The sequence below is a fragment of the Streptomyces sp. NPDC085944 genome (assembly GCF_040686295.1).
Lineage (GTDB): Bacteria > Actinomycetota > Actinomycetes > Streptomycetales > Streptomycetaceae > Streptomyces > Streptomyces salinarius.
Genome location: NZ_JBFBJX010000007.1, coordinates 228,855 through 249,351, shown reverse-complemented (window position 1 = coordinate 249,351; position 20,497 = coordinate 228,855). Strand labels below are relative to the sequence as shown.

Below are 20,497 nucleotides of genomic sequence, written 5' to 3'. Positions count from 1 at the left end.
GTCATTCCCGTCCCATGTCCCGGTGGACGACCACCGTCTCCACGCCCTCGGCGGCGAGCCGGGCGGCGAGCTTCTCCGACATGGCCACGGACCGGTGTTTGCCCCCGGTGCAGCCGACGGCGACGGTCACATAGCGCTTGCCCTCCCGACGGTAGCCCGCCGCGATCAGCTGGAGCAGCTCGGCGTAGCGGTCGAGGAACTCCTTGGCCCCGGGCTGGTTGAGGACGTAGCTCGACACCTCCTCGTTCAGGCCGGTGAAGGGGCGCAGCTCCGGGACCCAGTGCGGGTTGGGCAGGAAGCGCATGTCGACGACGAGGTCGGCGTCGACCGGGAGGCCGTACTTGAAGCCGAAGGACATCACCGTGGCCCGCAGCTCGGGCTCCTCCTCGCCCGCGAACTGGGCGTCCATCTTGGCGCGCAGCTCGTGCACGTTGAGGCTGGAGGTGTCGATCACCAGGTCGGCGTCGCCGCGCAGCTCCCGGAGCAGCTCGCGCTCGGCGGCGATGCCGTCCACGATGCGGCCGTCGCCCTGGAGGGGGTGCGGGCGGCGCACCGACTCGAAGCGGCGCACCAGGGCGTCGTCGGAGGACTCCAGGAAGACGATCCGGCGGGTGACGCCGCGGGCGTCGAGGTCCGCGAGGGACTCGCGCAGGTTGTCGAAGAAGCGTCGGCCGCGGACGTCCACGACCACCGCGATGCGGGCCACGTTGCCCTGGGAGCGGGCGCCGAGCTCCACCATGGTGGGGATCAGCGCGGGCGGGAGGTTGTCGACGACGAACCAGCCCAGGTCCTCCAGACACTTGGCGGCCGTCGAGCGGCCGGCCCCTGACATGCCGGAGATGATCACCAGCTCGGGGATGGCCGCTTCGTGCGCCCCGGCTGTTTCCTTGCCCGTACTCACCTGTGCTCCGTCGTCGCGGGTCTGTTCTCGTGCCGCCGCGGACTGGGTCTGTTCTCGTCCGGCTGCGGCGGACTGCGTCTGTTCTCGTCGGGCTGCGGGCTGTGCCTCGTGCTCGGTCATCTCTCCTGCCCCCGTCGTTCGTCCGGGGTGCCCGCGGACACGGGCTCCCCCGGGGCATCCGCCGTCGTCTCGGGTGCCCCGTCGTCGTCATCCATGATCTCTCCGGTCGCCGTGTTCACGGCGGGCCCGGCCGGGGCGGCCCCGGCCAGGGCCACGGCCACGGTCTCGGCCGTCTTGCGGCCTATGCCGGGCACCTCGCAGATCTGGTCGATCGTCGCCGCCCGCAGCCGCTTCACCGAACCGAAGTGCTTGATCAGCGCCTGTTTGCGGGTCTCCCCCAGACCGGGCACGTCGTCCAGCGGCCCGGCGCGGAAGCGCTTGGCGCGCTTGGTGCGCTGGTAGGTGATGGCGAAGCGGTGGGCCTCGTCGCGGACCCGCTGCAGCAGGTAGAGGCCTTCGCTGGTGCGGGGCAGGACGACCGGGTCGTCCTCGCGGGGCAGCCAGACCTCCTCAAGGCGCTTGGCGAGACCGCACACGGCGATGTCGTCGATGCCCAGCTCGTCCAGCGCCCGCTGGGCGGCCGCGACCTGCGGCTGACCGCCGTCGACGACGACGAGCTGCGGCGGGTAGGCGAACCTCTTGGGCCGGCCGTCGTCGTCCTTGAGGGCCGGGCCGTGGGTGAGCGCCTCGCCGTCGTCCGGGGCGGCCTGGTCGCCCGGGCCGGCTTCGCCGTCGGGGTGCTGCCCACCGTCGGGGTGCTGCCCACCGCCGAGGTGCTGCCCGCCGTCGGGGTGCTGACCGCCGTCGGTAAGTGACTCGCCGTCCGCCCACTCGCCGGTCTTCTCCTTCTCGGCTAGATAGCGGCGGAAGCGGCGGGTGATGACCTCGTGCATGGAACGGACGTCGTCCTGTCCCTCGAAGCCCTTGATCTGGAACCGCCGGTATTCGCTCTTCCGGGCCAGCCCGTCCTCGAAGACGACCATGGAGGCCACGACGTCGTCGCCCTGGAGGTGCGAGATGTCGTAGCACTCGATGCGCAGCGGGGCGCTGTCGAGGTCGAGGGCCTCGGCGATCTCCTCCAGCGCGCGCGAGCGCGTCGTCAGGTCCGAGGCGCGCTTGGTCTTGTGCAGGACGAGGGCCTGCTGGGCGTTGCGCTGGACGGTCTCCATCAGCGCCTTCTTGTCGCCGCGCTGCGGGATGCGCAGCGACACGCCCGAGCCCCGGCGCTCGGTCAGCCACTGCTGGACGGGCTCGACCGGGTCGGGCAGGGCGGGGACCAGGACCTCCTTGGGCACGGCGTCCCCGCTCTCCTCTCCGTACAGCTGCTGCAGGGCGTGCTCGACGAGGGCGCCGGTGGTGATCTCCTCCACCTTGTCGGTGACCCAGCCGCGCTGACCGCGCACACGTCCGCCGCGCACGTGGAAAATCTGGACGGCGGCCTCCAGCTCGTCCTCGGCGACCGCGATCAGATCGGCGTCGGTGGCGTCGGCGAGCACGACCGCGCTCTTCTCCATCGCCTTCTTGAGGGCCCCGATGTCGTCCCGCAGACGCGCCGCCCGCTCGTACTCCATCTCCTCCGCGGCGTCGGCCATCTGCCGCTCCAGGCGGCGCAGGTAGGTGCCGGTGCGGCCGGCCATGAAGTCGCAGAACTCGTCGGCCAGGTCCCAGTGGTCGTCGGGCGTGATCCGGCCGACGCAGGGCGCGGAGCACTTGCCGATGTAGCCGAGCAGACAGGGGCGGCCGGTGCGGGCGGCGTTCTTGAAGACGCCCGTGGAGCAGGTGCGCACCGGGAAGACGCGCAGCAGGAGGTCGACCGTGTCACGGATGGCCCAGGCGTGTCCGTACGGCCCGAAGTAGCGCACGCCCTTCTTCTTGTGGCCGCGCATCACCTGGACGCGCGGGAACTCCTCGTTCATCGTCACCGCGAGGTACGGGTAGCTCTTGTCGTCGCGGTACTTGACGTTGAACCGGGGGTCGTACTCCTTGATCCAGGAGTACTCCAGCTGCAGTGCCTCGACCTCCGTCGACACCACCGTCCACTCCACGGACGCGGCCGTGGTGACCATGGTGCGGGTGCGCGGGTGCAGGTGCGCCAAGTCCTGGAAGTAGTTCGCCAGGCGCTGGCGCAGGCTCTTCGCCTTTCCGACGTAGATCACCCGGCGGTGCTCGTCACGGAACCTGTACACCCCCGGGGTGTCCGGGATCTCTCCCGGCCTGGGGCGGTAGCTGGAGGGGTCGGCCATGACTCACACCCTACTGGCGCGGACCGACACCGCGGCGGGGCTGTGGACGACGGGCCGGACCCCTGTGGACCGTCGGCGGGGAAGACGTTGCGGGGCCGCTCGGTCACGGCGGGTGGCCACCGGGAGGGCGGGCCCGTGCGTTCTCGGCCAGGAGCGCGTGACGGTCGGGCGTCAGGTGTTGTCCGGACTAGGTCAACGCGCTTCAATGCGGGGGGACTCGGGGCCTGAGGCGCGGCGTACGGATGTGAAGACCTCTGCGCCGCGACCGGGGGCGGCCCCGGCCGATCCGTGTCGACGGTCTGACCAGCCGTCGTGAACTTCACAGAAGGGCCCCTGCATGCCGCACGCCACACAGCACGCGGACGTCGCCACGGCGCAACTCGACTCGGCCCTGCGCGGTGGCCCCTTCCACGTCGCGCTGCGCGCGGCGATCGCCGCGCGTGGGCTGCCGCTGCAGCGTGTGCAGCACCATCTTTCGCGCCACGGGGTGAAGGTGGGCGTCACGAGCCTGAGCTACTGGCAGCAGGGGGCCCGGCGCCCGCAGCGTCCGGAGTCCCTGCGGGCCGTGCGGGCCCTGGAGGAGATACTCCAGCTGCCCGAGGAGTCGCTGATACGTCTGCTCGCCGAGTCCGGCGCCGAGATGTCGGACCGCGACCGACGGCCCGCGGGCCGTTCCTACCGCGCCCACCTGGCGGCCTCGGGCGTCCTGGACGGGCTGCTGGCCGAACTGGGGCACCCGTCGCCGGACGGCGGGGTGCACACCCTCGGGCACCACGAACGGATCCGCGTCGGGTCCGGCCGTGAGCTGGCGGGCCGCGAGTCGCACCTCATCGTCCGCGCCCACCGGGACGACGTCGACCGCTTCGTCGCCGTCCACTACGGCGACCCGGGGTGCGTCCCCGCCCGGATGACCGTCCACGCCCTGGAGAACTGCCGCACGGGACGGGTGCGCACCCACCAGGAGACCGGCCTGCTGGTGACCGAGCTGCTCTTCGACACGCGGCTGGGGGCCGGCGACACCCACCTCTTCCGCTACGGGGTCGAGGACGGCACGGCCGGTGTGTCGCGCGAGTACGTCCGCGGGTTCGGTGCCGCGGGCGGGCAGTACGCGCTCCAGGTGCGGTTCGACGCCTCGGCCCTTCCGGTGCGCTGCCACCGGTTCACGCAGCACTCCCCGGCGGCGCCGCGCGGCGGCCGGCAGGAGCTGGCGCTCAGCGGACTGCACCGCTCGGTGCACCTCGTGGAGCCCCGGGTCAGGTCGGGGATGCTGGGGATCGGCTGGGACTGGGAGTAGGACGCCGGGCGCGCCGGGGAGGGCGTCGGCTGCTGCCGGTCGGGCTCCTGCCGGTCAGGACCCCGGGCTCGCGACGATCCGGCCCTGCTTCACCTCGACCGGCAGCTCGATGAGCGGCACGGTCGCCGGGGCGTGCAGCACCTCGCCGGTGCGGGCGTCGAACTCGCTGCCGTGGCAGTTGCAGACGAGCTTGGTGCCCTCCAGCTTCTTGATGGGGCACCCCGCGTGCGTGCACACCGTGCTGAACGCCTTCAGGGAGCCGTCCTCGGCTCGGCTGACCACCACGTTCCCGTCCGGGAACAGCGTCGTCGCGCCCTTGGCCACCTCTCCGTCCGCGCCGAGGTCCACGGGCGCGGTGGGCCTGGCCGGGGCGGCGCCGTCGTCGCCCGGGGAGCAGGCGGCCAGGCCGAGTCCGGCGACGGGCGTGGCGGCCACCGAGCGCAGGACGGTACGGCGACTCGGGGCGGGGCGGCCGGGCATGAGGTCTCCACTGGTCGGTCGGGGGCCGGGCGGGGCGTGAGCGGGAGGTGCGCTGCAGGGCGACGATATCCGGCCGGGCGGGTGGTCCCGCGGGCCGGGTGGCCGGGAGGCGGGTCGCCGTCCGATGTCGCGTAAACGCTTGCGCAAGCGTTTACGCGCCCCTGACCCATGGGGTACGGTCCGGCCGGAGCGGAGCCGTGAGTGAGGGGTCCGGGCGGATCGGGCCGTGAGTGACGGGTCCGGAGCGGGGCCGTGAGCGAAGGGGGTGCGCCGGTGGCGACCATGGCCGATGTCGCACGGAGTGCCGGTGTCTCCGTGGCGACCGTCTCGCACGTCCTCAACGGCACCCGCCCGGTGCTGCCCCACACCCGCCAGGCGGTGCTCGACGCCGTGGAGGAGCTGGGCTACACGCCGAACACCCTCGCCCGCTCCCTGGTGACCTCGCGCACCCGTTCCATCGGGCTCGCGGTGTCGGCGATCAGCAACCCGTACTTCACGGAGATCCTCCAGGGCGTCGAGGCCGGCGCCCTGGAGCACGGTTACGGCCTGCTCATCGCCGACCCGCACGACGACCCCGGGCACGAGCGCAAGGTGGTCCAGCTGCTGCACGAGCGGCGTGTGGACGGCATGATCGTCGCGCCCTCCGCCGAGCCCCGGGACCTGGTCGCCTACCTCACCCGCCACCGGGTGCCGGCCGTGTTCCTCGACCGGGTCGTCGACGTGCCGGAGGCCGAGGACGCCCCGCGCTTCGACCAGGTCTGCGCCGAGGGCGCCGAGCCGACCACGGGGCTGGTGGGTCATCTCGCCGGGCTGGGCCACCGCCGGATCGGCCTGGTCGCGGGCCGGCCGGGGTTCAGCACGACCCGTGAGCGGATCACCGGATACCGGCACGGCCTCGCCGCCGCGGGTCTGCCCTACGACGAGCGGCTGCTGGTCCACGGCGACTCCGAGGCGGCCGGCGGTGAACGGGCCACGGCGCAGTTGCTGTCCCTGGCGGTGCCGCCCACCGCGCTGGTCACCGCCAACAACGCGATGACCATCGGCGCCCTGCGCGCCCTCCGCGAGCGGGGCCTGTCCGTACCCGGTGACCTCGCGCTGTGCTGCTTCGACGACTTCGCCTGGGCGGACCTCTTCTCACCCGGGCTCACCGCCGTCGCCCAGCCCAGCAGGGAGATCGGCGCGCGGGCCGTGCGGCTGCTCCTCGACCGCCTCGCCGCGCCGGACCGGCCGGCGCGGACCGTACGGCTGCCCTGCTCCTTCGCCCACCGCACCTCCTGCGGCTGCGCCGAGCAGCCCCGGCGGCTCCCGGAGCGGTCCGGGCGGCTCGCCGGGCCGTCCGGAGAACCCCATGCGCAAGCCCATGCCAAGGCCAACGAAAGGACCCTCCCGTGATCGTCGTCGCCGGTGAGGCACTGATCGACCTGGTACCGCAGGGCACGGGTGCCCTCGCCGCGCTGCGGCCCGCGCTCGGCGGCGGTCCGTACAACACCGCCGTCGCGCTGGGCCGCCTCGGCTCGCCCGTGGCGTTCTGCTCACGGGTGTCGTACGACGCCTTCGGCGAGGCGCTCCTCGACCGGCTGCGCGAGACCGGCGTGGACGTCTCGCCGGTGCAGCGCGGGGCCGAGCCGACCACCCTCGCCGTGGCCTCGCTCGACGCGGACGGCTCGGCCGCGTACTCGTTCTACGTGGACGGGACCGCCGACCGGCTGTTCTCGCTGCCCGCCGGACTGCCGTCCGGCACCCGGGCCGTCTCCTTCGGGACGTGTTCGCTGGTGCTGGAGCCAGGCGCGAGCGCGTACGAGGAGCTACTGCGCGAGACGGCCGCGCGGGGCGTGTTCACGGCGCTGGACCCCAACATCCGGGCCGGGCTGATCCCGGACCCGGACGCCTACCGGGCCCGGTTCAAGAGCTGGCTGCCGTCGGTGTCGCTGCTGAAGCTGTCCGCCGAGGACGCCGAGTGGCTCGGCGGCACCCCCGGGGAGTGGCTCGCGGCGGGACCGGCCGCGGTCGTGGTCACCCGGGGCGGCGACGGCCTGACCGTGTTCACCCGCGGCGGGGGCGAGTACACGGTGCCGGGGGAGCGCGTCGAGGTGGTGGACACGATCGGCGCGGGCGACACGGTGAACGCGGCCCTGCTGCACGGCCTCGCGGCACGGAACGCCCTCGGCGACGCGGCCGTGGCCGCGCTGGGGCCGGACGGCTGGGCCGGGCTGCTGGGCTTCGCCGCCCGCGCGGCCGCGGTCACCTGCTCCCGGGCGGGCGCGGAACCGCCGTACGCCCATGAGGTCACCGTCTGACGGACGGCGGCGGCGCCGGACCCAGGGGTTCACCCGTGGGTCCGGCGCCGCCGTCCGCTCTCAGGCCTTGCTCGTCCGCGTGGTCTTCTTCGCGGCGGGCGTGGCGGCCTTCTTGGCCGTCTTGGCGGTCCTGGCCGTTTTGGCGGCGGTCGCCTTCTTGGCCGCCGTGGCGGTGACCGCCTTGGTCGCGGTCTTCTTGGCGGCGGCCTTGGTCGCGACCGTCTTCGCCGCCTTGCGCGGCCTGATCACCGAGGCCGCGTCGCTGACCCGGTCGGCGCCGAGGACGTCCCGCAGGAACTTGCCGGTGTGGCTGGCGGGGACACCCGCGACCTGCTCGGGCGTGCCCTCGGCGACCACCAGGCCACCGCCGGCGCCGCCCTCGGGGCCCATGTCGACGACCCAGTCGGCGGTCTTGATCACGTCGAGGTTGTGCTCGATGACGATGACCGTGTTGCCCTTGTCGACCAGGCCGCCGAGAACCGTCAGCAGCTTGCTGATGTCCTCGAAGTGCAGACCGGTGGTCGGCTCGTCCAGGACGTAGACCGTGCGTCCGGTGGAGCGGCGCTGCAGCTCGCTGGCGAGCTTGACGCGCTGGGCCTCGCCGCCGGACAGGGTGGTCGCGGACTGGCCGAGCCGGACGTACCCGAGACCGACGTCCTTGAGGGTCTTCATGTGCCGGGAGATGGCGGGGACCGCCTCGAAGAAGTCGGTCGCCTCCTCGATCGGCATGTTCAGCACGTCGGCGATGGACTTGCCCTTGTAGTGGACCTCCAGGGTCTCCCGGTTGTACCGGGCGCCGTGGCAGACCTCGCACGGGACGTACACGTCCGGGAGGAAGTTCATCTCGATCTTGATGGTGCCGTCGCCCGCGCAGTTCTCGCAGCGGCCGCCCTTGACGTTGAAGGAGAAGCGCCCGGGCAGGTAACCGCGGACCTTCGCCTCCGTCGTCTCGGCGAACAGCTTGCGGATGTGGTCGAAGACGCCGGTGTACGTCGCCGGGTTCGACCGCGGGGTGCGGCCGATGGGCGACTGGTCGACGTGGACGACCTTGTCGACGAGGTCGTCGCCGTCCACGCGCGTGTGCCTGCCCGGGACGTTCCGCGCGCCGTTCAGCTCGCGGGCCAGGTGGGTGTAGAGGATGTCGTTGACCAGCGTCGACTTGCCGGAGCCCGAGACGCCGGTGACGGCGGTGAAGACGCCCAGCGGGAAGGACACGTCGATGTCCTGGAGGTTGTTCTCCCGGGCGCCGTGCACGGTGAGCCGCCGGGAGGGGTCCTGCGGGCGCCGGATGTCGGGCAGCGGGATGGCCTTGCGTCCGGACAGGTACAGCCCGGTCTGCGACTCGGCGTTGTCGAGCAGTTCCTTGACGGAACCGCTGTGCACCACCTTGCCGCCGTGCTCGCCCGCGCCGGGACCGATGTCGACGATCCAGTCGGCGACCTTGATGGTGTCCTCGTCGTGCTCGACGACGATGAGGGTGTTGCCCATGTCCCGGAGTCGGACGAGGGTCTCGATCAGCCGGTGGTTGTCGCGCTGGTGCAGGCCGATGGACGGCTCGTCCAGGACGTACAGCACGCCGACGAGTCCGGAGCCGATCTGGGTGGCCAGCCGGATGCGCTGGGCCTCGCCGCCGGAGAGGGTGCCCGCCGCGCGGTTCAGCGAGAGGTAGTCCAGGCCGACGTCGACCAGGAAGCGCAGCCGCTCGTTGACCTCCTTCAGCACGCGCTCGGCGATCTTCTTGTCGCGGGCGTTGAGCGTCAGCTCGCCCAGGAAGTCCGCGCAGTCGCTGATGGACATCGCCGAGACCTCGGCGATCGACTTGCCCATGACGGTGACCGCGAGCACGAGCGGCTTGAGGCGGGTGCCCGCACAGGTGGGGCAGGGCACCTCGCGCATGTAGCCCTCGAAGCGCTCGCGGCTGGAGTCGCTCTCGGCCTCGCTGTGCCGGCGCTTGACGAAGGGGATGGCGCCCTCGAAGGCCGTGGTGTACCGGCGCTCGCGGCCGTACCGGTTGCGGTAGCGGACCTCGACCTGGGTCTTGTGGCCGTTGAGCAGGGCCTTGCGGGCGCGCAGCGGCAGGCCCGCGAAGGGGATGTCCGTGCGGAAGCCGAGCGCGTCGGCGAGGGCGCCGATCAGGCGGCCGAAGTAGTCCTTGGTGTGCCCGTGCGACCAGGGGTGGATGGCGCCCTCGTCGAGGGACTTGTCCTCGTCGGGGACGATCAGCTCCGGGTCGACCTCCATGCGGGTGCCGATGCCGGAGCAGTCGGGGCAGGCGCCGAAGGGCGAGTTGAAGGAGAAGGAGCGGGGCTCCAGCTCCTCGAAGGACAGGTCGTCGTACGGGCAGTACAGGTGCTCCGAGTACATGCGCTCGCGCTCGGGGTCGTCCTCGGGGAGGTCGACGAAGTCGAGCACGACCATGCCGCCGGACAGGCCGAGCGCGGTCTCCACGGAGTCGGTCAGGCGCCGCTTGGCGGAGTCCTTCACCGTGAGGCGGTCGACGACCACCTCGATGGTGTGCTTCTCCTGCTTCTTCAGCGTGGGCGGGTTGGACAGCTGGACGGTCTCGCCGTCCACCCGCGCGCGGGAGTAGCCCTTGGTCTGCAGGTCGGCGAAGAGGTCGACGAACTCGCCCTTGCGCTCGCGCACCAGCGGCGACAGCACCTGGAAGCGGCTGCCCTCCGGCAGCTCCAGGACCTTGTCGACGATGGCCTGCGGCGACTGGCGCGAGATGGGCCGGTGGCACTCGGGACAGTGCGGCTTGCCGATGCGGGCGAAGAGCAGGCGCAGGTAGTCGTAGACCTCGGTGATGGTGCCGACCGTGGAGCGCGGGTTGCGCGAGGTCGACTTCTGGTCGATGGAGACCGCCGGGGAGAGGCCCTCGATGAAGTCGACGTCCGGCTTGTCCATCTGGCCGAGGAACTGCCGGGCGTAGGAGGAGAGCGACTCCACGTAGCGCCGCTGGCCCTCGGCGAAGATGGTGTCGAAGGCCAGGGAGGACTTGCCCGACCCGGACAGGCCCGTGAAGACGATGAGCGAGTCACGAGGCAGGTCGAGCGAGACGTTCTTCAGGTTGTGCTCGCGCGCGCCACGGACGATGAGACGGTCGGCCACGCCGGTCCGCACCTTTCTTGAGAGAAGTGACAGGGGCGGGGCCCCCGTCTTTCTCAGACTAGGGGGAGCCACTGACAACGCCGGTCGGATTCACCGGTTGTCAACAAACCCCGACTTCCCAGCATGCCCGACGCCACAGTCGACCTTATAGCACGTGCATTCGAATTACGGGCGTCGTCCACAACCTTCACCCGAAGGGGTGGCGCGGTCTAGGGTCAGCAGCATGATTGATCACGCTCATGACCTGGCGTCTGTACGTGACGCTACCGAGCGGCTGCTCACCGCGGTCGGGAAACTGGACAACGCGTCCGTGACGGAGTCGTCACGGCTTCCCGGCTGGAGTCGCGGTCACGTCCTCGCCCACCTCTCCCGCAACGCCGACGCTCTGGTGAACGTCCTCGAAGGGCGCCCCATGTACGTCTCCGGCGAGGCCAGGGACGCCGACATCGAGCGGGACGCCCCGCGCCCCCTCGACGCCCAGCTCGCGGACCTGCGCGAGAGCGCGGCCCGCTTCCAGGGGACGGGGGCGACGCCGGCGGACTGGTCCCGCACCGTGGAGCTGCGGGGCGGCGTCACGGACTCCGCCTCCAGGGTGCCGTTCCGGCGCTGGGCCGAGGTGGAGCTGCACCACGTCGACCTGGGCATCGGGTACGAGCTGGAGGATCTTCCGGCGGAGTTCACCGCGCGGGAGACCGACTTCCTCGCCGCCCGGTTCGCCGGGCACCCGGACGTGCCGCCGACCCGGCTCACGGACGGCACGCGCGCGTGGCGCACGGGACGGGAGGCCGACACCCCGGAGGTCACCGTCACCGGTCCCCCGGCCGGTCTCCTCGGCTGGCTCGCCGGTCGCCGTGCGGGTTCCGCGCTCGCGGTGGAGGGCGGCCCGCTGCCGGCGCTGCCTCCCCTGTAGGCGGGCGGACGGGAGGCGGTCTGCGGGCCGCCCCGGCGCTAGGCTGGCCGTCATGACGTACAGCGGAGAGGTGACGGTCGGCGGACCCGCCGACGTGCACGAGCTCAAGGACCTGATGATCACCAAGGTCGCGGTCGGTCCGATGAACAACAACGCCTATCTGCTGCGTTGCCGGGCCACCGACGAGCAACTGCTGATCGACGCCGCCAACGACGCGCACACCCTGCTCGGCACGATCGGTGACGACGGCATCGCCTCCGTCGTCACCACCCACCGGCACGGCGACCACTGGCAGGCGCTCGCCGAGGTCGTCGCGGCCACCGGCGCCCGCACCCACGCAGGCCGGCTCGACGCCGAGGGCATCCCGGTGCCGACCGACGTCCTGGTGGACGACGGCGACACGATCCGGGTCGGGCAGGTGGAGCTCACCGCACGCCACCTGGTCGGACACACGCCGGGCTCCATCGTCCTGGTCTACGACGACCCGCACGGGCATCCGCACGTGTTCACCGGGGACTGTCTCTTCCCAGGCGGTGTGGGCAACACCTTCAAGGACCCGAAGGCGTTCGCGAGCCTGATCCACGACGTGGAGACCAAGCTCTTCGACACACTCCCGGACGAGACGTGGGTCTACCCCGGGCACGGCGACGACACGACGCTCGGCGCGGAGCGGCCGCACCTGCCGGAGTGGCGGGCGCGCGGCTGGTGACGGTAGGGCGCGCCGGCCGGCGGCGGGCGGTCTCGCGCCGATGAGGGGCAGACGGGCGCGTACGGACGTGCGGGCCCGTGCCCGCGCCCTCGTGCCTCCGTGCGCGCCCCGTGTGAAGCGTTCGCACACACCCGCGGTCCGCGCGCGCTCCCGCCGCGGTGGTGCGGCGCGGTCGACTGGTGGCAGCCCCGCACAGGACCGACGGCTCCTGGGCGGCACGGGCCGCCGGCCTCCCGTTCCCCGCCCTCGGCCGGCGGCCCCGGCGTCTCAGGTCCTGGCCGTACCCGCCCCGGCCAGGGCCGCGATCCGCTCCACGCCGAACACGTACCCCTGCACCCCGCACCCCGCGACCACGCCGTCGGCGCGCTGCGAGACGTAGGAGTGGTGCCGGAACGCCTCACGCTGGTGGATGTTGGAGATGTGGACCTCGACCACCGGCAGCCCGTCGCAGGTGTTGAGGGCGTCCAGGATGGCGACGGACGTGTGCGAGTACGCGGCGGGGTTGATCACGATCCCGCAGTGGTTCAGCCGGGCCTCGTGGATCCAGTCGACCAGTTCCCCCTCGTGGTTGGACTGCCGGAAGTCCACCGTGCCGCCGTGCGCGGCCGCTGCCTTGACGCACAGTGCCTCGACGTCGGCGAGGGTGTCGGAGCCGTAGATCTCCGGCTGACGCTGGCCGAGCAGGTTCAGGTTGGGGCCGTTGAGGATCATGATCGGGGCGGTCGCCAGGGTGCGGGGCACGGTTCCTCCGGTCCGTGAGGGGCGCGGCGGCCCTTGCGCGACCGCTGCTCGGTCCCCGGTTTATCACGGTGCGCCGACGCGCCGGCGGGCCGTACTCTCCGCGTATGACGGTGATCGCGTACCCGCCCAAGCCCTCGCCCGGTGACCGCGTCGCGGTGGTGTCCCCCGCGTCCGGACTGCCGGGACTCTTCCCGCTCCCCTACGAGTTGGGCGTGGCGCGCCTGCGCAAGGAGTACGGTCTCGAGCCGGTCGAGTACCCGGCCACCCGGAAGATGGGCGCGTCGCCCGCCGAGCGTGCCGCCGACCTCCACGCGGCCTTCGCCGACCCCGGCATCAAGGCGGTGTTCGCGTCGATCGGCGGCGACGACCAGATCACCGTGCTGCCACTGCTCGACCGGGAGCTGATCCGGGCCAACCCGAAGCCTTTCTTCGGCATGAGCGACAACACCAACCTGCTCGCCTACCTGCGCAACACCGGGATCGTCGGCTTTCACGGCGCGAGCGTGATGGTGGAGCTGGGCCGTCCCGGCGCCCTGCACCCGCAGACCGCCGACTCGCTGCGTGCCGCGCTGTTCACCCCGGGTCCGTACGAACTGCGGCCCGCCGAGCGCTGGAACGACGTCGACCGCGACTGGGCCGACCCCGCGACCTTCGCGACCGAGCCCGGGGCGCGCCCCGGCGCCGGCTGGTCCTGGGAGAACGCCGACCGGGTGGTCGAGGGACGTACCTGGGGCGGCTGCCTAGAGATCCTCGCCTGGCTGCTGATGGCCGACCGCGAGATCGCGCGCGATCCGGCGGAGTACGACGGTGACGTGCTGTTCCTGGAAACGTCCGAGGAGCTGCCGGCCGCGGAGGAGGTCTTCCGCATCCTGCGCAACATGGGCGAGCGCGGGCTGCTCGGCCGCTTCTCGGCGCTGCTGATGGGGCGCCCGAAGACGTGGTCCTTCCAGCACCCCAACAGCCCCGAGGAGGCCGCCCGGTACGCGGCGGAGCAGCGGGCGGCGGTCCTGCGCGCGATGCGCGCCTATGCTCCGGATGCCGTGATCGTCTTCGACGTGGACCTCGGCCACACCGATCCGCAGGTGGTCGTCCCGTACGGGGGCGCCGTCCGGGTCGACGGACCCGCACGGCGCATCACCGTGACCTACTGAGCCTCCCGCCGGTCTACGGGTTGACGGCCAGCTCCAGATAGGCCGCGAACAGCACCAGGTGGACGCCTCCCTGCAAGGGTGTGGCGTGAGCAGCGCGACGACCACGCCGGGCGGCGAGCGACCCCAGGTGAGAGCGAGCAGCACGACCGCGATCACGGGCGTGACGGTGGTCCACTGTGCGAGGAGCCCCCTGGGACCGGTGACCATGCGGTGATCGTCGCAGAGGGGGACAGGGCCCGCACGCCGGGTCCCCGGGCCTTTCGCCCACCGACTGCGCCGGGCGGGCCGAGGCCGCCGGGCGACGGGGAGCGGGGAGCGGCGAACGGCTTCGCGCCGCTCGCCGCTCCCCGGCCCGGGTGGATCAGGCCTCGACGCTGTCCTTCGGGGCGTCGCCGCTCTCGGCCGCCGCCGCTTCCGCCTGCATCTTGGAGGCGCGGAGGCTGGTGATCGTGGTGATGATCAGGACGGAGCAGATCACGCCGAGCGAGACCGGAATGCTGATCTCGGGGACGTGCACGCCGGACTCGTGCAGGGCGTGCAGCACCAGCTTGACGCCGATGAAGCCCAGGATCACGGACAGGCCGTAGGACAGGTGGACCAGCTTCTTCAGCAGTCCGCCGATGAGGAAGTACAGCTGCCTGAGGCCCATCAGCGCGAACGCGTTGGCCGTGAACACGATGTACGGGTCCTGCGTCAGACCGAAGATCGCCGGAATGGAGTCGAGCGCGAAGAGCACGTCGGTGGTGCCGATGGCGAGCATCACGACCAGCATCGGGGTCATGATCCGCTTGCCGTTCTCCTCGATCCACAGCTTGGTGCCGTGGTACCGGTCGGCGACGCCGAAGCGGCGCTCGGCGGCCTTGAGGAGCTTGTTCTCCTCGAACTCCTCGTCCTCCTCGTCGGCCCGTGCCTCCTGGATGAGCTTCCAGGCGGTGTAGATGAGGAAGGCACCGAAGATGTAGAAGACCCAGGCGAAGCTGGCGAGGATCGCGGCACCCGCGGCGATGAAAATCGCCCTGAGGACCAGGGCGATGAGGACACCGATCAGCAGCACCCGCTGCTGGTACTGCGAGGGCACCGCGAACTTCGCCATGATGAGGACGAAGACGAAGAGGTTGTCCACGCTCAGGGACTTCTCGGTGATGAAGCCCGCGAAGAACTCGCCGGCGGGTTCACCACCGCCGAAGAGGAGCAGGCCGAGCCCGAAGAGGCCCGCCAGGGCGATCCAGACGCCGGTCCAGATGCCGGCTTCCCTGATCGATACGTCGTGCGGCTTGCGGCCGATGAAGAAATCGACCGCGATGAGGGCGGCGAGGCCCACGATGGTCAGGACCCACAGGGTCGTCGAGACTTCCACTACGCCTCCGGCAGTACGTCACACGGCAGATGTCAGCGTCGTCGCTGCCGGAGGTCTCTTCCACCCCGGCCCGGGACGCGTGATGCGCCCGAACCACGGGCCGACGCCCCGGGATCTGGCCTGATCCGTATTGACGGGTACGCCGCAGCAGACAGGGAGTACTCCCCTCCGTACGGACGACAGTACCCCTATCACCAAGGAAAGGTAAAGAGATTTGCAAATAAAGCTCAAAAGGCCAGGTGGGAAGCGGTCATCGTCCCCATGAGCCGCGGGCGGCGGCGACCTGCGCGAGCACCTGCTGGAGCACCTGGCTGCCGGGCGGCACGAGCGGCGGCTCGTAGGTCCAGGCATGTCCGACCCACGGGTCGGCGAGGTGGTCGTCGGCCACCGGCGTCAGCCGCAGCAGCGAGCGCCACAGCGGGTCGAGCAGCGGTCCGAACCCGGCGGACTCCTCGCGGTCGGCGACCATCATCAGGTGGACGCCGACGGCCGGCCCCTCGTCGGCGAGGTAGCGCAGCTGGTTGACGGCCCGGTCGTCGAAGCCGTGCGGGAAGTCGTTGACGATCAGCAGTTGCTGCGAGGTGTCGAGGCCGGGCGGGAGCGCGTCCGGCGCTCCGCCGCGCAGCGCCATCTGCACCAGGTCGACGCGCTGGGTGAGACGGGCCAGCACCTCCGCCGCCCCGGCGGCGCCCTGGGCGGGCGGCGCGGCGAGCACCCCGCTGCGCACCAGCGGCGTCAGCGCCTGCGCCCCCGAACCGGCCGGATCGATGACGTGCAGGGTGAACTCGCCCGCCGGGTAGACGGCGAGCAGCCGGGCGGCGTGGGCGACGGCCGTCTCCAGGCCCAGGCGCCGCATCTCGTGGGGGTCGGCGAACGAACCGTCGAGCGAGGCCGAGCGCCCGCTGTCGATCCACAGGCCGCGCTCGAGCGGCAGCCGGATCAGCATGGGGACGCGTATGCGGTCGGCCTCGGGCAGATGCAGATCGCCGAGCCGCACGGCCATCGGGATCTCCATGGGGACGCGGTAGGCGTGCCAGACGGGGTTGTCCCAGCGCGCGAAGGCGGCCGGCAGGGCGGGTTCGACGACTTCGGCCTCCGCGACGAGCTGGGCGACGTCCCGGTCCAGGACCTCCCTGGCCTGGGACACCAACTGAGCGTGCCGGCCGCGCGCCGCCTCCCGGGCGGCGTCGCCCTGCCCGCCGATCCGGTTGCGCGGGTCGGACAGGGCCTGGTCGAGTTCCTTCTCCATCCGGGAGTCGGCGAAGTCGACGGCGCTGCGGTAGGCGGCCGTGGTGCGGGCCAGGTCCTCGAACATGCCCCACACCTGGTTGTAGAGGCGTTCCTCCATGGACCAGCCGGTGGCGTCACCGGCGACGGGCCGGGCGGGCTGCCCCGGTTCGGCCGGGGGCGCGGCCGGCGGGGGCGGGGGCGGTGCCGCGGTCTGCCGGCGCGGGTGGCTGTAGTCGATGGGGCCGCCTGCGGCCGGCTGACCGGCGGCGGGCTCCCCGGGGCCGACCGGGCCGCCCGCGTACGGCTGCTGCGCTCCGTGCTGTCCCGGCGCCCCGGGCGTCTGCGGGCCGGGGCCGGAGGCCCCCTGGGAGTCGTACGGAGACGTGGGCGGTACGGGCCCCGCGGTGCCGCTCGGGCCGGTCCGGGGCGCGGTGCCGTGCTCCGGCCGGTGCGCCGGGGCGGCGGCCGGCGGAGCCGGTATCGAACGGGCCAGTCCGCTCGCCACCGCCTCGTGGATGATCGCCGCGAGCTGGTGGGCCTGGGGCAGCTTCTGGTCGGTGAGGAGTTCGGCGAGGCCGCCCGCGTACCCCTGGCCGACGGCGCGCACCTTCCAGGCGCCCTGACGCCGGTAGAGCTCCAGCGCGACGACGGCGGACTCGGCCTCCAGACCGGTGAGGGTGTAGTTGGCGACCTCGTCGCCGTCGAGGCCCGTGACGGCGACGAAGGGCGCGGCGACGGCCCCGAACCGGGCCGGGCCACTCCCCCCGGCGGGCAGGGCGAGCAGCACGCTGACGCGGTGCGCGGAATCCGGCACGGCGTCCAGGTCCACCGCGAGACGGTGGTCGGCGGCGGCCTGCCGGGAGACCTCCAGGCCCGGCAGGGTGGGCGCGCCCGGGTGGACCACCCCTTCGACACCGTGGACGGTGCCGTTCTCGTCGCCGAGCGTGGCTCCGGCCAGGACCGGCGTACCGGCCGAGACCCGGATCTCGAGACGCGCCCCGGGAAGCGGGTGGTTCTGTCCCCGCGTCAGCTCGGCCGTCATCGCCTCTCCCCCTGTGTCGTTCGTGCGTCACCCGCGAGGCGCCGTGCGGGCCGGGCCGGTCCCGCGGGCGGGACCGGCCCGTTCGTCTCGGACTGCTGCGGGCCGTCCGCTACAGGACCGGCAGGATCGCCGGCATCAGGTCCTGGAAGGTGCGGCCGTTGGCCGGGGTGCCGATGGCGGTCATCGCCCAGCCCTGGCCCGCGCGGTTCACCTTGGCCATGATCTGCGCCGTGAAGGCACCGCCACCGGCCAGCGTGTAGCGGGCGAGCTCCTGGCCGTTGGTCTCGTCCACCAGCCGGCAGAAGGCGTTCTGCACCTCCTGGAAGGTCTGGCCGGTGAAGGAGTTGACCGTGAACACGATCTGGTCGATGTGGACCGGGACGCGCTGCAGGTCGACGAGGATCGCCTCGTCGTCGCCGCCCTGGCCGACACCGCCGACGAGGTTGTCCCCAGTGTGGCGCACCGAGCCGTCGTCGCTCACCAGGTGGCGGAAGAAGACGACGTCGACCGGCTGCTTGTCCGCGAAGAGGACGGCGGAGGCGTCCAGGTCGATCTCCCGGGTGCGCGAACCGAACAGGCCGCGCCGGGGAGCCGCCTGCCAGCCGAGACCCATGCGCACCGACGTCAGGCTGCCGCCGTCGCTCTTCTGCAGACTGATGGCCTGACCCTTGGTCATGTTGACGGTCACGCGCTGATCCCCTCTCGAACTGTCCCCTGTTGCCGCGGTACCCGCGGTTGACCAGAACCCTACGCAGGGGCACTGGCAGTGACCCACCCCGGTCCGCGCTTTGTGTCGGTCTTGCAACACAGTGCGCTGCCCGGACGGGCCGTCAGGCCAGGCCCGCCTCCTTCATCTGGCGCAGTTCCTTCTTCATCTCGGAGACCTCGTCGCGCAGTCGGGCCGCGATCTCGAACTGGAGGTCGGCCGCGGCGGCCCGCATCCGGGTGGTCAGGTCCTCGATCTGTCCGGCCAGCTCCGCCGCCGGGCGGTCGGTGACCGCCGTCTCCTTGGCCCGCCCCTTGGCCGCCTTGGTCCCACCGGCCTTCTGGCCGCCCAGCGCGGGCACGGGGGCCTTGGCGCCCTTGCCCTCCTCCGCCCGGCGGTAGCCCGAGCCGAGGAGCTGCTCGGTGTCGACGTCCTCGCGGGCGATCTGGGCGACGATGTCGTTGATCTTCTTGCGGAGTGGCTGGGGATCGACGCCGTTCGCCTTGTTGAACGCGATCTGCTTCTCACGGCGGCGGTTGGTCTCGTCGATGGCCTTCTCCATCGCCGGCGTGATCTTGTCCGCGTACATGTGGACCTGTCCGGAGACGTTGCGCGCCGCGCGGCCGATGGTCTGGATCAGGGAGGTGCCGGAGCGCAGGAAGCCCTCCTTGTCGGCGTCGAGGATCGCCACCAGGGACACCTCGGGCAGGTCCAGGCCCTCGCGCAGCAGGTTGATGCCGACCAGCACGTCGTACTCACCGGCGCGCAGCTCGCGCAGCAACTCGACGCGGCGGAGGGTGTCGACGTCGCTGTGGAGGTACCGGACCTGGATGCCGAGTTCCACGAAGTAGTCGGTGAGGTCCTCGGCCATCTTCTTGGTGAGGGTGGTGACCAGGACCCGCTCGTCCTTCTCGGTGCGCGTACGGATCTCGTGCACCAGGTCGTCGATCTGGCCCTCGGTGGGCTTGACGACGACTTCGGGGTCGACGAGGCCGGTGGGGCGGATGATCTGCTCGACGGCGCCGTCCGCCCGGGAGAGCTCGTAGGCGCCCGGGGTCGCCGACAGGTACACGGTCTGCCCGATGCGCTCCTGGAACTCCTCCCACTTCAGCGGGCGGTTGTCGAGCGCGGAGGGCAGCCGGAAGCCGTGGTCGACCAGGGTCCGCTTGCGGGAGGCGTCACCCTCGTACATCGCGCCGATCTGCGGCACGGTGACGTGCGACTCGTCGACGACGAGCAGGAAGTCGTCCGGGAAGTAGTCGAGGAGGGTGTTCGGCGGGGAGCCGGGCGAGCGACCGTCGAAGTGCATCGAGTAGTTCTCCACGCCGGAGCAGGAGCCGATCTGGCGGAGCATCTCGATGTCGTAGGTGGTGCGCATCCGCAGCCGCTGGGCCTCCAGGAGCTTGCCCTGGTTCTCCAGCTCGGTCAGGCGCTCGGCCAGCTCCTTCTCGATGTCGTTGACCGCCCGCTCCAGGCGCTCGGGGCCGGCGACGTAGTGGGAGGCCGGGAAGACGTAGAGCTGCTGGTCGTCGCTGATGATCTCGCCGGTGACGGGGTGGAGCGTGGACAGGGCCTCGATCTCGTCGCCGAACATCTCGATGCGGACGGCCAGCTCCTCGTAGACCGGGAAGATCTCGATGGTGTCGCCGCGCACCCGGAAGGTGCCGCGGGTGAAGGCCATGTCGTTGCGCGTGTACTGGATGTCGACGAAGCGGCGCAGCAGCTCGTCCCGGTCGTGCTCCTCGCCGACCCGCAGGGGGACCATGCGGTCCACGTACTCCTGCGGAGTGCCGAGGCCGTAGATGCAGGAGACGGAAGCGACCACGACGACGTCGCGGCGGGTGAGCAGCGAGTTGGTGGCGGAGTGCCGCAGGCGCTCCACCTCCTCGTTGATCGAGGAGTCCTTCTCGATGTAGGTGTCCGACTGGGGGACGTAGGCCTCGGGCTGGTAGTAGTCGTAGTACGAGACGAAGTACTCGACGGCGTTGTTCGGCAGGAGCTCGCGGAATTCGTTCGCCAGCTGGGCGGCCAGGGTCTTGTTCGGCGCCATGACCAGGGTGGGGCGCTGGACCTTCTCGATCATCCACGCGGTGGTGGCGGACTTGCCGGTGCCGGTGGCGCCGAGCAGGACGACGTCCTTCTCGCCTGCCTGGACGCGCCGGGCCAGCTCGGCGATGGCCGCCGGCTGGTCGCCGCTGGGCTGGTAGGGGCTGACGACCTCGAAGGGCGCCACCGTGCGTTCGATCTGGGAAACGGGCCGCATGG

At 71.8% G+C, this 20,497-nt stretch carries 15 protein-coding genes; 6 read left to right on the top strand and 9 right to left on the bottom strand.

Annotated features, from left to right (window positions below):
* Position 1: 1 nt before the first annotated feature.
* Positions 2–1,021 (bottom strand): RNase adapter RapZ, encoded by a 1,020-nt coding sequence (gene rapZ / locus AB0P07_RS16520; protein ID WP_365550877.1) that lies wholly within the window; start codon positions 1,019–1,021, stop codon positions 2–4.
* Entirely contained in the window at positions 1,018–3,204 is a 2,187-nt protein-coding gene (uvrC, locus tag AB0P07_RS16515; RefSeq protein ID WP_365550874.1) for an excinuclease ABC subunit UvrC, read from the bottom strand. The genes rapZ and uvrC overlap by 4 nt, the downstream gene beginning before the upstream one ends.
* Before the next feature lie 337 nt (positions 3,205–3,541).
* On the opposite strand from uvrC, the gene AB0P07_RS16510 reads away from it, so the two are divergent.
* Positions 3,542–4,498 (top strand): hypothetical protein, encoded by a 957-nt coding sequence (locus AB0P07_RS16510; protein WP_365550871.1) that lies wholly within the window; start codon positions 3,542–3,544, stop codon positions 4,496–4,498.
* 54 nt (positions 4,499–4,552) lie between these two features.
* Here AB0P07_RS16510 and AB0P07_RS16505 read toward each other — a convergent pair whose 3' ends face one another.
* A complete protein-coding gene (locus tag AB0P07_RS16505) occupies positions 4,553–4,978 on the bottom strand; it encodes a Rieske (2Fe-2S) protein (RefSeq protein WP_365550869.1) in 426 nt (141 codons plus the stop codon).
* A gap of 273 nt (positions 4,979–5,251) precedes the next feature.
* Here AB0P07_RS16505 and AB0P07_RS16500 point away from each other — a divergent pair, with 273 nt between their 5' ends.
* Complete coding sequence (locus tag AB0P07_RS16500; RefSeq protein WP_365551283.1) at positions 5,252–6,370, top strand: LacI family DNA-binding transcriptional regulator; 1,119 nt, start codon at positions 5,252–5,254, stop codon at positions 6,368–6,370.
* Positions 6,367–7,275, top strand: coding sequence for a carbohydrate kinase (locus AB0P07_RS16495; protein ID WP_365550866.1), 909 nt, complete (start codon positions 6,367–6,369; stop codon positions 7,273–7,275). Before AB0P07_RS16500 ends, AB0P07_RS16495 begins: the two co-directional genes overlap by 4 nt.
* A 60-nt stretch (positions 7,276–7,335) precedes the next feature.
* Here AB0P07_RS16495 and uvrA read toward each other — a convergent pair whose 3' ends face one another.
* The gene (uvrA, locus tag AB0P07_RS16490) at positions 7,336–10,386 is read right to left on the bottom strand and encodes an excinuclease ABC subunit UvrA (RefSeq protein WP_365550863.1); all 3,051 of its coding nucleotides are present in this window, start codon (positions 10,384–10,386) and stop codon (positions 7,336–7,338) included.
* Between the two features lie 223 nt (positions 10,387–10,609).
* Here uvrA and AB0P07_RS16485 point away from each other — a divergent pair, with 223 nt between their 5' ends.
* Both AB0P07_RS16485 and AB0P07_RS16480 read left to right on the top strand, forming a co-directional pair.
* The gene (locus AB0P07_RS16485; RefSeq protein WP_365550861.1) at positions 10,610–11,296 is read left to right on the top strand and encodes a maleylpyruvate isomerase family mycothiol-dependent enzyme; all 687 of its coding nucleotides are present in this window, start codon (positions 10,610–10,612) and stop codon (positions 11,294–11,296) included.
* Positions 11,297–11,348: 52 nt separating this feature from the next.
* Complete coding sequence (locus AB0P07_RS16480) at positions 11,349–12,005, top strand: MBL fold metallo-hydrolase (protein ID WP_365550858.1); 657 nt, start codon at positions 11,349–11,351, stop codon at positions 12,003–12,005.
* A gap of 267 nt (positions 12,006–12,272) precedes the next feature.
* On the opposite strand, the gene aroQ is transcribed toward AB0P07_RS16480, so the two are convergent.
* The gene (aroQ, locus tag AB0P07_RS16475) at positions 12,273–12,746 is read right to left on the bottom strand and encodes a type II 3-dehydroquinate dehydratase (protein ID WP_365550855.1); all 474 of its coding nucleotides are present in this window, start codon (positions 12,744–12,746) and stop codon (positions 12,273–12,275) included.
* A 104-nt stretch (positions 12,747–12,850) separates the two neighbouring features.
* On the opposite strand from aroQ, the gene AB0P07_RS16470 reads away from it, so the two are divergent.
* Positions 12,851–13,897 (top strand): S66 peptidase family protein, encoded by a 1,047-nt coding sequence (locus AB0P07_RS16470; protein ID WP_365550852.1) that lies wholly within the window; start codon positions 12,851–12,853, stop codon positions 13,895–13,897.
* Positions 13,898–14,258: 361 nt separating this feature from the next.
* On the opposite strand, the gene AB0P07_RS16465 is transcribed toward AB0P07_RS16470, so the two are convergent.
* From AB0P07_RS16465 to uvrB, 4 genes are all read right to left on the bottom strand, one after another.
* Positions 14,259–15,254: a TerC/Alx family metal homeostasis membrane protein gene (locus AB0P07_RS16465; RefSeq protein ID WP_365550849.1), complete on the bottom strand. Its 996-nt coding sequence runs from the start codon at positions 15,252–15,254 to the stop codon at positions 14,259–14,261.
* 250 nt (positions 15,255–15,504) lie between these two features.
* On the bottom strand, positions 15,505–17,526 hold the full coding sequence (locus AB0P07_RS16460) for a TerD family protein (RefSeq protein ID WP_365550846.1): 2,022 nt from the start codon (positions 17,524–17,526) through the stop codon (positions 15,505–15,507).
* A 109-nt stretch (positions 17,527–17,635) separates the two neighbouring features.
* Positions 17,636–18,214, bottom strand: a complete 579-nt coding sequence (locus AB0P07_RS16455; protein ID WP_030185838.1) for a TerD family protein — start codon at positions 18,212–18,214, stop codon at positions 17,636–17,638.
* Between the two features lie 142 nt (positions 18,215–18,356).
* Positions 18,357–20,495 (bottom strand): excinuclease ABC subunit UvrB, encoded by a 2,139-nt coding sequence (uvrB, locus tag AB0P07_RS16450; protein ID WP_365550843.1) that lies wholly within the window; start codon positions 20,493–20,495, stop codon positions 18,357–18,359.
* Between the last annotated feature and the right edge of the window lie 2 nt (positions 20,496–20,497).

Bases quoted from the DNA above. Each gene is read 5' to 3' on its own strand.
- rapZ (WP_365550877.1), bottom strand. From the start codon at position 1,021: ATGACCGAGCACGAGGCACAGCCCGCAGCCCGACGAGAACAGACGCAG.
- uvrC (WP_365550874.1), bottom strand. From the start codon at position 3,204: ATGGCCGACCCCTCCAGCTACCGCCCCAGGCCGGGAGAGATCCCGGAC.
- AB0P07_RS16510 (WP_365550871.1), top strand. From the start codon at position 3,542: ATGCCGCACGCCACACAGCACGCGGACGTCGCCACGGCGCAACTCGAC.
- AB0P07_RS16505 (WP_365550869.1), bottom strand. From the start codon at position 4,978: ATGCCCGGCCGCCCCGCCCCGAGTCGCCGTACCGTCCTGCGCTCGGTG.
- AB0P07_RS16485 (WP_365550861.1), top strand. From the start codon at position 10,610: ATGATTGATCACGCTCATGACCTGGCGTCTGTACGTGACGCTACCGAG.
- AB0P07_RS16480 (WP_365550858.1), top strand. From the start codon at position 11,349: ATGACGTACAGCGGAGAGGTGACGGTCGGCGGACCCGCCGACGTGCAC.
- AB0P07_RS16470 (WP_365550852.1), top strand. From the start codon at position 12,851: ATGACGGTGATCGCGTACCCGCCCAAGCCCTCGCCCGGTGACCGCGTC.
- AB0P07_RS16460 (WP_365550846.1), bottom strand. From the start codon at position 17,526: ATGACGGCCGAGCTGACGCGGGGACAGAACCACCCGCTTCCCGGGGCG.
- uvrB (WP_365550843.1), bottom strand. From the start codon at position 20,495: ATGCGGCCCGTTTCCCAGATCGAACGCACGGTGGCGCCCTTCGAGGTC.